The sequence below is a fragment of the Kitasatospora dryopteridis genome, from assembly GCF_050749075.1.
Lineage (GTDB): Bacteria > Actinomycetota > Actinomycetes > Streptomycetales > Streptomycetaceae > Kitasatospora.
Map to the genome: position 1 here is coordinate 2,543,839 of NZ_CP192749.1, position 11,281 is coordinate 2,555,119.

Here is an 11,281-nt window from a genome sequence, read left to right on the forward strand (position 1 = left end):
GGGTCAGGCCGGCCGTGTGGAGCTGAGGTGGGCGAAGACCACCACGTTGTCGCTGTAGTCGTGGGTGGCGCGGTTGTACTCGCCGGCGCAGGTGATCAGCCGCAGCTGGGCGTCCGGGGTGTCCCCGTAGACCAGTTGGTCGGGGAAGGCGTTCTTGGGGAAGGTCTGCACCGAGTCGACGGTGAAGACCGCCACCGAGCCGTCCTCGCGGGTGATCTCGACCGGATTGCCGGGGCGCATCACGTACAGCATCAGGAAGACCGCCGGGCCCTTGGTGGTGTCGACGTGGCCGGCGACCACGGCGGGGCCGCGCTGGCCGGGGGTGGGGCCGTCCTTGTACCAGCCGACGAGGTTGCGGTCCTCGGGCGGCGGAGCGGCCAGGCCGCCCTCCGGCGTGAGGCCGAGCTCGGTGAACGGGGCCTCGACGAACAGCTGCGGGATGCGCAGCTTGACCGGCTTGGAGCGGGACATCGCGGGGGCGGCCGAGGCCGCCCGGCTGGGCTGGACGAGCGGCGTCGGGGAGGCGCTCGCGACCGCCGCGGGGCCGCCATCCGTGGATCGGGGGGCCGCCGGGGTGGTCTCCACGGACTGGTACATGACGAGCAGCCCGACCGCGGCGAGGCCCATCGCCCAGCGCAGTGCGCCCTTGCCCTCGCCTCCGGTGCTCTTCCCGGACGGGGAGTCGGTGCCGGACGTCTGCTGGCCCATGGACGGCCGCCTCTCACGGGGTCCTGCTCAGAAGGGAAGGACGCGTCCGGCCGCGCCCGGCTTCCGGGGCGGACACGGCCGGACGCGGCCGGTGGGCGGGCGGTTCCGCGGGGTCGGAGCCGCGCCGCGCTTGGGGGGTGGTGGTTATGCGGCGTCGGTGCCGCGGCGGCGGCGCAGGACGACCGTCCCCACGCCCAGGCCGCCCGCGAGCAGGGCGGCACCGGTGGCCAGTCCGCCGCCGGAGACGGCGAGCCCGCCGCCGCCGGTGTGGACGCCGCCGTGCGGGGCCTTGCCCGTCCAGGAGCCCTCGGCCTTGGCCGCCGCGCCGGAGTCCTTGGCCGCCCAGGAACCGTCGGCCTTGGCCGCCGCGCCGGAGTCCTTGCCCTCCTTGGTGCCCTTCCAGCCGTCCGTCGTGCTCCCGGACTTGGGGTCGGACTTGGCGTCGGACTTGTGCTCCTGGGTGGCGGACTTCTCCTCGGCCGTCCGGCCGGAGGGCGCCTTGTCGGGGGCCTTCTCCGGGGCCTTCTCGACCGGTGCCTGCTCCTGCCACACCCTCTGGTCGTCGGCCCCGGGACCAGTGGGCGGGTCGGCGTACGCAGCCGGAATGGCGATGGCCAGGGCGGCGGCGGAGGCCGCTCCGGCGAGGAGGATGCGCTTGGGCAGCATGGGGTCCGGTCCTTCCGGCGCCTCCGTGCGACAGCCGGCCTGGGTGCCGGCGCAGGGGATCGCGGACGCGCCTTCCCCACCGTGGTTCACGCGCCGTCAGCCCGCCACCGCTGGTCGGGGGCACCGGGAGGCCGACGGACCGTCAGCCGGGACGTCCCGGCAGCTTGCACCGGAGTGTCGCACTCACCGGCCGGCAGGTCCGGCCGGGGGCGGCACTGGGCCGTTGGGGTGTAGCTGCGGGAATCGGCCGCGCCATTCGGTCGGCCTCGGGCATGCATCCGCCATGCTGTCACATCATCAGATCATCACCCGCCGGTTGCTCCTGAGCATCGCCGGGATGGGCCTGCTCTCCGCGGCCGGGTGCCAGCTGGCCTCCCACGACGGCGGCGACGGGGCGGCCCCGGCCGGCCTGCTGCCCTCCGACCCCGCCTCGACCGCACCCTCCGCCTCTGCTGCACCCTCCGCAACCGCGTCCGCCTCCACCACCCCGTCCGGGCCGCTGCCGCCGCAGCCGCGCCGGATGAGCAACCCGCTCTTCTCTCTCGCCTCCGGCGACCGGCTGGTGGCACTCACCCTGGACGACGGCCCGGACCCGGTGCACACCCCGATCGTGCTGAACATCCTGGAGCGCTACCACCTGCGCGCCACCTTCTTCCTGATCGGCGAGAACGCCGCCCGGCAGCCCGGCCTCGTCCGGGAGATCGCCGCCCGCGGGCACCACATCGCCAACCACACCTGGAGCCACCCCGACCTGCGGGGCATCCCGGACGCCACCGTCCACGACCAACTGCTGCGCACCTCGGACCTGCTGGGCAGCGCCACCGGCCGCACCCCCACCTGGTTCCGCGCCCCCGGCGGCGACTGGTCGGACGCCTCGCTGCGGATCTGCGCCGAACTCGGCATGCGCCCGATGGGCTGGTCGGTGGACCCGCAGGACTGGGCCCGCCCCGGCGAATCCCTGATCACCCAGCGGGTGCTGAAGGCCATCGGCCCGGGCTCGATCGTGCTGAACCACGACGGCGGCGGCGACCGCTCGCAGACCGTCGCCGCGCTGCAGACCTACCTGCCCGTACTGATCGACGAGGGCTACCGCTTCACCGCCCCGCAGTGACGGCGTACCGGCGGCAGTGTGGTGACGGGCCGTCCCGGGGGTCAATCACGCCCGGAGGCGGCCCCGTTCAGGTGAATCACGGCCTGTCGCAGGCCTGTCGCGGACGACGTGCCCTAGGGTTCTCGGCAGCGGGGACAGCCCTGCCCGGCTGCTTCACGGACCGTCGGAGGTAGGGCGGGTGGGACTCGAACCCACGACCAAGGGATTATGAGTCCCCTGCTCTAACCGGCTGAGCTACCGCCCCCCGATCCGGCCTGCCGCGCCGGCGCGAAGGCCCTTGCAGCAGCAGACGGCCCCTCAGGGCCGTCACCGGCAGCATAGCCGGTCGATCAGCCTGAATGCGCGCCGGGTGCGCATCCGGGTACGCCCGCGCACTCCGCCCCACCCACCCGCCCCCTCCGTCCGGCCTCCGGCATCTCTGGCGCGGCCCGCCCGGGTGCTGATAGATCTTGCAGGGGGCCCGCATCCGGCGGCCGGCCACCGACGGAAGCGAGACGGGCTGATGGCAGGCAGGCGGCGAGCCGGCGCGCTGGTGCTGCTCGCAGCCGTCCAACTGACCGCGTCGGCCTGCGCCTGGCCCGGCAGCACCCCGGAGATCCCGAGCTCGCACCCGGCGCCGCGGGACGCCGCCAACGACCGGATCGGCGCCCTCTTCCTCGGCAGCGCGGACGGCCCGCGGATGTGCACCGCCAGCGTGGTCAGCAGCCCGCACCGCAACCTGCTGGTCACCGCGGCCCACTGCGTGGAGACCCTGGACCGCGGCCGCGAGGAGGGCCTGGTCTTCGCCCCCGGCTTCCGCGACGGCCGCACCCCCTACGGCACCTGGCCGCTCACCGGAATCACGGTGGACGGGCGCTGGACGACCGCCGAGGACCCGGAGTACGACGTGGCCTTCCTCACCGTCGCCGACGTGGACGGCCAGGAGATCGAGGACGTGCTCGGCGGCAACCGCCTGGGCACCGGCCGCGGCTTCGACCTGCCCGTCTCGGTCACCGGCTACCCGAACGACAGCGAGGAGCCGATCACCTGCAGCACCCGGACGGCCTCGCACAGCCCGACCCAGGAGAGCTTCCGCTGCACCGGCTACAGCGTCGGCACCAGCGGCAGCCCGTGGCTCACGGCGGACGGCGCGGTGATCGGGGTGATCGGCGGCTACCAGCAGGGCGGGTTCGAGGACCAGGTCTCCTACAGCGTCGCCTTCGACGCGCGGGTCGCCGAGCTGTACCGCCGGGCCACCGCCTGAACGGCCGGCCGCCCCGGGGAAACACGAAGGCCCCTCGGTGGGACCGAAGGGCCTTCGCTCTGCGCTGATCACCCGGTACTCGGGGTGAAGCTCCCCCAATTGGACTCGAACCAATAACCTGCCGATTAACAGTCGGCTGCTCTGCCAATTGAGCTATGGGGGACTGCTGTTACCGCAAACGAACGGGCGGCCGCAAGGGCCGTCCGGAGCTCCCCCAATTGGACTCGAACCAATAACCTGCCGATTAACAGTCGGCTGCTCTGCCAATTGAGCTATGGGGGATCGAGCTTCCGCCTCGCCCCCGGATCTCCCGGGCTCTCGGCGCTCGCTGCGGGACATACATTAGCGCACTGTGGGGGGTGGTCCGCCAATCGCTTTCCCCCGGGCTCCCGGCCGCGGGCCGCCCGCCCCGCCCGGCGTGGCCCGCGCGCGGCCGTCCGCGCGGCCGGGGATGCTGGTGCCACGGCCGCGCCCGCCCCTGCGGGCAGCTGCCTCCGGGGCGGTTCGCCGCCGGGATCGACGGGTAGGCGCAACGCGGCAGACGACCGCGTGGAAGGGCGGAGAGCAGAGCATGTGGAAGCTGACGTTCATCATGGGGGCCGGGGTCGGCTACGTCCTCGGCGCCAAGGCGGGCCGACAGCGGTACGAACAGATCGTCCGCACCGCACAGAAGGTCTCGCAGAACCCGAAGGTCCAGGACGCCGCCGGCAAGGCCAAGCAGCAGGCGGGCGCGGTGGCCGGCAAGGCGGCCGGAGCCGTCGCGGACAAGGTCGGCGACCGGCTGCCGAACGCCGTCACCGACCGCGTCTCGTACTTCCAGCGCCAGCACGCGACGGACGACAGCTGGGGCACCGTCCGCCCGTAGGACACGCCCGGCGCGCGCGGCGGACACGGGACCTCCGCAGGTCCTGTACCGACTGGGCAACACTTGACGCGGTCGGCCGCGTACCGGCCGTCCGCTGAGGCATGATCGCATCATGGCCATCGTTGTGGGCATCGACAGCTCCACCACTCGCACCAGGATCGTCGCGTGCGACGCCGAGACCGGCACCGTCCTGCGGGACGGCCGGGCGCCGCACCCGCTCGCGGAGGGCGCCGATGCCCGCGGTACCGAGGTCGACCCGCAGGTCTGGCTGCACTCCCTCGGCGTGGCGGCCACCGGCGGCCTGCTGGAGGGCGTCACCGCGATCGGCGTCTCCGCCCAGCAGCACGGCCTGATCGGGCTCGATGCGGGCGGAGTGCTGGTACGCCCCGCACTGCTGTGGAACGACCCCCGCTCGGCCGGGGCCGCCGCCTCGCTCATCGACGCGCTCGGCGGCCCCGCCCCGTGGGTGGAGGCGATCGGCTCGGTGCCCTCGCCGACGTACACCATCGCCAAGCTGCGCTGGCTGGCCGAGTTCGAGCCGGTCTCGGCGAAGCGGATCGCCGAGGTGCTGCTGCCGCACGACTGGCTGGTCTGGCAGCTGCTCGGCCACCCCAGGCGGCGCACCACCGACCGCGGCGACGCCTCCGGCACCGGGTACTGGTCGCCGGTCACCGGCGAGTACCGGCAGGACCTGATCAAGCTCGCGCTCGGCCACGAGCTGCACGTCCCGGACGTGCTCGGCCCGGCCGAGGCCGCCGGGCACACCCCCGAGGGCCTGCTGATCTCGGCCGGCACCGGCGACAACATGGCCGCCGCCCTCGGGCTCGGTCTGCGCCCCGGCGACGCGGTGGTCTCGCTCGGCGGCAACGGCACCATCTTCGCCGTGCACGAGCAGGCCGTGGTCGACGTCACCGGCGCCGTCTCCTCCTTCGCCGACGCCACCGGGCGCCACCTGCCGATGGCCGGCACGCTGAACGCCGCACAGGTGCTCCGCTCGACCGCCGCCATGCTCGGCTGCGACCTGGAGGTGCTCAGCGACCTCGCCCTGCAGTCCTCCCCCGGCTCCTACGGGCTGGTGCTGCTGCCCTACCTGGACGGCGAGCGCACCCCCAAGCTGCCGCACGCGGCCGGCACCCTGACGGGCCTTCGGGCCGAGTCGATGGGCCCTCAGCACCTGGCCCGGGCCGCCGTCGAGGGCATGCTCTGCAACGTCGCCGAGGCGCTGGACGTGCTGCGCGCGCACGGCGTCGCCGTCCACCGGGTGTTCCTGCTCGGCGCCGTCGGGCGGCTGCAGGCCGTCCGCGAGATCGCGCCGCTGCTGTTCGGCGTGCCGGTGCTCGTCCCGCCGGCCGGCGCGCACGCGGCGCGCGGTGCGGCGCGGCAGGCCGCCTGGGCGCTGGCCGGCACCCCCGAGCCCCCCGTGTGGGAGCTGCCCGACGTGGTGACCCTGACCCCGGACCCGGAGACGGACCTGGCGATCGGCAACGCGGTGCGCCAGCAGTTCAAGTCCGTGCGCGAGCAGATCCACCCGGAGACGGCCGGCTGACCCGGGTCGGGGGGCGTCAGTCGAGGTACGCCCGGAGCTGGTCGGCGTAGGCGTGCGCGCGGAGCTTGCCGAGCGCCTTGGACTCGATCTGCCGGATGCGCTCGCGGGTGACGCCGAAGAGCAGGCCGATCTCCTCCAGGGTGCGCGGCCGGCCGTCGTCCAGGCCGTAGCGGAGCCGGGCGACCTGGCGCTCCCGCTCGCCGAGGGTGGCCAGCACGGCGTCCAGGTGTTCGCGGAGCAGTAACAGGGCCGCGCTCTCGGCGGGCGAGGCCGCGTCGGCGTCCTCGATGAGGTCGCCGAGGGCCACGTCCTCCTCCTCGCCGACCGGGGTGTGCAGCGAGACCGGCTCCTGGGCCAGCCGCAGCACCTCGCGGACCCGCTCCTCGGGCAGCTGCACGGCCAGCCCGACCTCCGCCGCGGTGGGCTCCCTGCCGTGCTCCTGGAGCATCGCCCGCTGGACCCGCAGGACGCGGTTGATCTGCTCGACCACGTGGACCGGGACGCGGATGGTGCGGGCCTGGTCGGCCAGCGCCCGGCTCATCGCCTGGCGGATCCACCAGGTGGCGTACGTCGAGAACTTGTAGCCGCGGGCGTAGTCGAACTTCTCCACGGCGCGGATCAGGCCGAGGTTGCCCTCCTGCACCAGGTCGAGCAGGGTCAGGCCGCGGCCGACATACCGCTTGGCGACCGAGACCACCAGGCGGAGGTTGGCCTCGATGAGGCGGCGCTTGGCGATCCGCCCGATCACCACCAGGCGGTCCAGGTCGTCCGCCAGGGCGGCACCGACCGGCTCCCCCGCGGCGGCGGCGCGGTCCAGCACCTCCTCGGCGAAGAGGCCGGCCTCGATCCGGCGGGCCAGCTCGACCTCCTCCTCGGCGGTGAGCAGGCGGACCCGGCCGATCTCGCGGAGGTACTGGCGGAGCAGGTCGGCGGCGGGGCCGGTGGTGTCGTCCAGGGCCGGGACGGGGGCGGCGTCGGGCTCCTCGGCCTCGTCGCGCCCGGTGCCGGTCTGCGCGGCCTCGCTCCGGGCGGCCTCCTCGGCCTCGGACGGGCCGGCCTGCGGGGGCACCCTGGTCTGTACGTCGGGTGGTCCTTCGGCGCGGTCGTGCACGGTGCCGTCCTCGTTCGCGACGGCCTGGGGTCGGCGGACTGCGGCAAGCTCCACGGGAATCCCTTCGGGGCCGCGCGCGGCAGCTGGGGGACGCCGCGCCACACGGGACTGGGATACCCACCAGTGTGGGCCACGCCACACGCGGGGCCGAGAGTCGTGCAGCGGCTTTCGTGAAGATGTACGGACACCCGGGTGGCCGTCGGGCCCACCCAAAGGGCGCGGCTGTCGTGGCGGCAGCCCTAGAGTGCCGCGGTGCCGCGGGAGCGGAGTTGGTGGCCGTACTGCTGGAGGGCGTACAACTCGCTCTGCACCGCGTTGAGTTCCTCGGCGGAGGCGCGGTTGCCGAGGCGCTGGAGGTGGGCGCGGACCTCGGTGACGCGGCGGTCCACGGCCTGCAGGCGGAGCTTCACCAGGAACTCGCCGGCGTAGATCTCGTCGGCCTTGCGCCGCGAGCGGATCGGCTCGACCGTCAGCTCCAACACCAGGCGCCGCACTTCGTCGTCCGGGCAGACCTCGCGGACGGATCCGGTGAAGTCCGGCAGGGCGACGCCGTACGCCGCGCCGCCGGCCTGGCCGATCGCCCGTCGCACCGCCTGGTACGGCGGGGTGGGGAACTCGTCCTCGCCGTACTGGTCGAACGCCGGGCTGACCAACTCGGGGTGCTGGAGAGCGAGTTTGAGCAGTTCACGCTCGACGAACTGGGCCGGGTCGCGCGGGTTCAGCCGGTACGCGGGCGCAGCCGGGCGGACGGGCTGCGGTGCGGCCTCGGCTCGGCGGGCACCCGGGCGGGTCTGGCCGTTCTGCTGGTTCTCGCGCTGCCAGCGGGCGAGCTGGCCGATCCGGCGGACGACGAACTGCTCGTCGAGGATGCCGAGCATGCCAGCGAGCTGGACGGCGTACTCGTGCTGGATGGAGCGGTCCTTGATCCGGATGATGATCCGGGAGGCCTCCTCCAGGGCGGCGGCCCGGCCCTCGGCGGTGTCCACCCGGTGCCGGGCGACGGCCTGCCGCAGGGCGAACTCGAAGAGCGGGACGGGGTTCTCGACCAGCTCGCGGACGGCGTCGTCGCCCTTGGCGAGGCGCAGTTCGCACGGGTCCATGCCGCCGGGGGTGATGGCGATCGAGGTGCGGGCGGCGAACTTCTGGTCGTCCTCGAAGGCGCGCAGCGCGGCCTTCTGGCCGGCTGCGTCGCCGTCGAAGGTGAAGACGGTCTCGCCCCGCCCCAGACCGTTGGCGGTGTGGGAGGTGTCCATCAGGAAGCGGCGGATGACCTTGATGTGCTCCTCGCCGAAGGAGGTGCCGCAGGTGGCCACCGCGGTCTCCACGCCTGCGAGGTGGCAGGCCATCACGTCGGTGTAGCCCTCGACGACCACCGCCCGACCGGACTTGGCGATCTCCTTGCGGGCCAGGTCGATGCCGTACAGCACCTGGGACTTCTTGTAGAGCGGCGTCTCGGGGGTGTTGAGGTACTTGGGACCGTTGTCGTCCTCGCGCAGACGGCGGGCGCCGAAGCCGATGACCTCGCCGGCGGTGTCCCGGATCGGCCAGATCAGGCGGCCGCGGAAGCGGTCGATCAGGCCGCCGCGCTGGCCCTTGGAGGCCAGGCCGCCGAGCAGGATCTCCTTGTCGCTGAAGCCCTTGCCGCGAAGGTACCGGACGAGGTGCTCCCAGCCGGCCGGGGCGTAGCCGACGCCGAAGCGCTTGGCGGCGGTCTCGTCGAAGCCGCGCTCGGCGAGGAAGCGGCGGCCGATCTCGGCCTCCGGGGAGGCGAGCTGCTCCTCGTACCAGGCGGCGGCGGCCTTGTGGGCCTCGACCAGGCGGGTCCGCTCGCCCTGCTGGTGGCGCGGCGAGTAGCCGCCCTCCTCGTAGCGCAGGGTGATGCCGGCCTGGGCGGCCATCCGCTCGACGGCCTCGGCGAACGAGCAGTGCTCGATCTTCATCAGGAAGGAGATGGTGTCGCCGGCCTCGCCGCAGCCGAAGCAGTTGAAGACGCCCTTGCCCGGGTGGACGTAGAAGGAGGCGGACTTCTCGTCGTGGAACGGGCAGACGCCCTTCAGCTGCGCACCGCCACCGTTGACGAGCTGCACGTAGTCGCCGACCACGGCGTCGATCGGCAGTGCGCTGCGCACCGCCTGCACGTCCTCGTCCCTGATCCGCCCGGCCACCCGTGAAGTGTAGGCGACCGGGCGGGAACGGAGGGGTCAGCGGGGCCCGACGAGCCGGGCGTGCAGGGCGAGGGCGGAGGCGTCGGTGAGGGTGGCGATCTGGTCGATCACGGCGCGCAGCGCGGCCCGGTCGTCCTCGGCCTCCTCGTGGACGGCGGCGAAGACCGGGTCGAGGCCGTGCGGGGCGTTGCGGGTGAGCGCGTCGGCGAGCTCGGCGATGACGATCCGCTGCCGGGAGCGGAGCTGGGCCTGCTCGTCGCGCTGCATGACGTAGCGGACGGCGACGGCCTTGAGCACCGCGCACTCCAGGCGGACGGGGCGCGGGACGACCAGTTCGGCGGCGTAGCGGGTGAGTCGGCCGGGGCCGTAGCGGGCCCGGGTGGCCTGCTCGGCGGCCAGGCAGAAGCGGCCGATGAGCTGGCTGGTGAGGTCCTTCAGGCTTGCCCGGGCGCGGGCGCTGCCGTCGTAGCTGCGCGGCCACCACTCCTGGGACTGCAGCCGGTCGAGGGCTTCGGCGAGTTCGGCGGGGGCGGCGTCGGGGGCGTACCGCTCGGCGATCTTGAACAGCTCGGTGCGCTCCTCGGCGGAGCGCAGCGCGGCCGGGTCGATGTGGCCGGCCTGGAGGCCGTCCTCGACGTCGTGGGTGGAGTAGGCGACGTCGTCGGACCAGTCCATGACGGTGGCCTCGAAGCACTTGCGGCCGTCCGGTGCGCCGGCCCGCAGCCAGCGGAAGACCGGAAGATCGTCGCCGTAGACGCCGTACTTGGTGGAGGACGGGTCGGTGGGGTGCTCGCCGCGGGCCCACGGGTACTTGGTGGCGGCGTCCAGCGCGGCGCGGGTGAGGTTGAGGCCGACGCTGCGGCCGGGCCAGGGGGCGAGCCGGACGGGGGCCTCGTCCGCCGGGGCGAAGCGCTTGGGTTCGAGGCGGGTGAGGATGCGCAGCGACTGGGCGTTGCCCTCGAAGCCCCCGCAGTCGCGGGCGGCCTGGTCGAGCGCCTCCTCGCCGGTGTGGCCGAACGGCGGGTGGCCGATGTCGTGGGCGAGGCAGCCGGTCTCCACCAGGTCCGGGTCGCAGCCGAGGGCGGCACCGAGTTCGCGGCCGACCTGGGCGCATTCCAGGGAGTGGGTCAGTCTCGTCCGCGGGAAGTCGCTCTGCAGCGGGGCGACCACCTGGGTGGTGCCGGCGAGTCGGCGCAGCGCGGCCGAGTGGAGCACCCGGGCGCGGTCGCGCTGGAAGGAGGTGCGGCCGGGGCGCTTGTCCGGCTCGGGCACCCAGCGGGCCTCGGCGTTGGGGTCGTACGGCGTGGTGTCGTCCATATACCCGCCACGGTACGCCCGCTGACCGACATCCAGGGATGCGCCGCGCTACGGCCTGGCGGCCAGCAGACGGCGCCACCGGGGCTGCTCGGTGACCAGGCAGGCGGCGGCGAGGACGGTGACGGGGACGGCCGCCCACGCGGGCCAGGCCGCCCAGGCTCCGGCGACCGCGGCGGCGAGTTGGAGCAGGACGAGGCCGACGGTGACGTACCCGGGGACGGCGACGATCACCTGCTTCTTGTCGCCGGGGGTGGCGAGGACGGTCGGCAGGCCGATCAGCAGCAGGAGGGCGGCGGCGGCGAGCCAGGGCGAGACGCCGGCGAGCGCCCAGGGGGCGGCGATCCAGGCCACGAGTTCGGTGAGGAAGCGCAGCGCGTCGGGCAGCCGGACGGGGTCGGCGCGGCGGACGGGTTCGGTGCCTGCGGGGGCGGTGCCTGCGGGGGCGGTGCCTGCGGGGTCGGCCATGGGCCAACTCTCGCACGGCGGTGGCGGATGACGCACCGTCCAATGTTGCAGAGAAGTCTTTGCAGAGACTCCTCTGCAATGTAC

Annotated in this window: 10 protein-coding genes and 3 tRNA genes; 4 read left to right on the forward strand and 9 right to left on the reverse strand. The window is 74.0% G+C overall.

Going from position 1 to position 11,281, the window contains the following annotated elements; translation table 11 throughout:
• Positions 1-3: 3 nt before the first annotated feature.
• On the reverse strand, positions 4-708 hold the full coding sequence (locus ACQ614_RS11580) for a class F sortase (protein WP_431678408.1): 705 nt from the start codon (positions 706-708) through the stop codon (positions 4-6).
• Between the two features lie 144 nt (positions 709-852).
• Positions 853-1,374 carry a hypothetical protein gene (locus ACQ614_RS11585; protein WP_431678409.1) on the reverse strand — a complete coding sequence of 174 codons (522 nt, stop codon included), beginning with the start codon at positions 1,372-1,374 and terminating at the stop codon, positions 853-855.
• Positions 1,375-1,657: 283 nt separating this feature from the next.
• On the opposite strand from ACQ614_RS11585, the gene ACQ614_RS11590 reads away from it, so the two are divergent.
• On the forward strand, positions 1,658-2,485 hold the full coding sequence (locus tag ACQ614_RS11590; protein ID WP_431678410.1) for a polysaccharide deacetylase family protein: 828 nt from the start codon (positions 1,658-1,660) through the stop codon (positions 2,483-2,485).
• Between the two features lie 170 nt (positions 2,486-2,655).
• Here ACQ614_RS11590 and ACQ614_RS11595 read toward each other — a convergent pair.
• Positions 2,656-2,729 (reverse strand) — tRNA-Ile (locus ACQ614_RS11595).
• 258 nt (positions 2,730-2,987) lie between these two features.
• On the opposite strand from ACQ614_RS11595, the gene ACQ614_RS11600 reads away from it, so the two are divergent.
• On the forward strand, positions 2,988-3,728 hold the full coding sequence (locus ACQ614_RS11600; protein WP_431678411.1) for a trypsin-like serine peptidase: 741 nt from the start codon (positions 2,988-2,990) through the stop codon (positions 3,726-3,728).
• Between the two features lie 90 nt (positions 3,729-3,818).
• Here ACQ614_RS11600 and ACQ614_RS11605 read toward each other — a convergent pair.
• Together ACQ614_RS11605 and ACQ614_RS11610 are read right to left on the reverse strand one after the other, a co-directional pair.
• A tRNA-Asn gene (locus tag ACQ614_RS11605) sits at positions 3,819-3,891 on the reverse strand.
• Positions 3,892-3,937: 46 nt separating this feature from the next.
• Positions 3,938-4,010, reverse strand: a tRNA-Asn gene (locus ACQ614_RS11610).
• A gap of 289 nt (positions 4,011-4,299) precedes the next feature.
• Between ACQ614_RS11610 and ACQ614_RS11615 the strand changes: the two genes are divergently transcribed.
• Complete coding sequence (locus tag ACQ614_RS11615) at positions 4,300-4,593, forward strand: hypothetical protein (RefSeq protein WP_431678412.1); 294 nt, start codon at positions 4,300-4,302, stop codon at positions 4,591-4,593.
• A gap of 112 nt (positions 4,594-4,705) precedes the next feature.
• Positions 4,706-6,139, forward strand: a complete 1,434-nt coding sequence (locus tag ACQ614_RS11620) for an FGGY family carbohydrate kinase (protein WP_431678413.1) — start codon at positions 4,706-4,708, stop codon at positions 6,137-6,139.
• 16 nt (positions 6,140-6,155) lie between these two features.
• Here the strand turns inward: ACQ614_RS11620 and ACQ614_RS11625 are convergent, their stop codons facing one another.
• From ACQ614_RS11625 to ACQ614_RS11640, 4 genes are all read right to left on the reverse strand, one after another.
• Positions 6,156-7,310 carry an RNA polymerase sigma factor gene (locus ACQ614_RS11625; protein ID WP_431683896.1) on the reverse strand — a complete coding sequence of 385 codons (1,155 nt, stop codon included), beginning with the start codon at positions 7,308-7,310 and terminating at the stop codon, positions 6,156-6,158.
• A 179-nt stretch (positions 7,311-7,489) separates the two neighbouring features.
• Positions 7,490-9,415 (reverse strand): DNA primase, encoded by a 1,926-nt coding sequence (gene dnaG, locus ACQ614_RS11630; protein ID WP_431678414.1) that lies wholly within the window; start codon positions 9,413-9,415, stop codon positions 7,490-7,492.
• A gap of 36 nt (positions 9,416-9,451) precedes the next feature.
• On the reverse strand, positions 9,452-10,732 hold the full coding sequence (locus ACQ614_RS11635; protein WP_431678415.1) for a deoxyguanosinetriphosphate triphosphohydrolase: 1,281 nt from the start codon (positions 10,730-10,732) through the stop codon (positions 9,452-9,454).
• Positions 10,733-10,780: 48 nt separating this feature from the next.
• A complete protein-coding gene (locus ACQ614_RS11640) occupies positions 10,781-11,197 on the reverse strand; it encodes a hypothetical protein (RefSeq protein ID WP_431678416.1) in 417 nt (138 codons plus the stop codon).
• Positions 11,198-11,281: the final 84 nt, after the last annotated feature.

Bases quoted from the DNA above. Each gene is read 5' to 3' on its own strand.
- ACQ614_RS11615 (WP_431678412.1), top strand. From the start codon at position 4,300: ATGTGGAAGCTGACGTTCATCATGGGGGCCGGGGTCGGCTACGTCCTC.
- ACQ614_RS11600 (WP_431678411.1), top strand. From the start codon at position 2,988: ATGGCAGGCAGGCGGCGAGCCGGCGCGCTGGTGCTGCTCGCAGCCGTC.
- ACQ614_RS11620 (WP_431678413.1), top strand. From the start codon at position 4,706: ATGGCCATCGTTGTGGGCATCGACAGCTCCACCACTCGCACCAGGATC.
- ACQ614_RS11590 (WP_431678410.1), top strand. From the start codon at position 1,658: ATGCTGTCACATCATCAGATCATCACCCGCCGGTTGCTCCTGAGCATC.
- ACQ614_RS11585 (WP_431678409.1), bottom strand. From the start codon at position 1,374: ATGCTGCCCAAGCGCATCCTCCTCGCCGGAGCGGCCTCCGCCGCCGCC.
- ACQ614_RS11635 (WP_431678415.1), bottom strand. From the start codon at position 10,732: ATGGACGACACCACGCCGTACGACCCCAACGCCGAGGCCCGCTGGGTG.
- ACQ614_RS11580 (WP_431678408.1), bottom strand. From the start codon at position 708: ATGGGCCAGCAGACGTCCGGCACCGACTCCCCGTCCGGGAAGAGCACC.
- ACQ614_RS11640 (WP_431678416.1), bottom strand. From the start codon at position 11,197: ATGGCCGACCCCGCAGGCACCGCCCCCGCAGGCACCGCCCCCGCAGGC.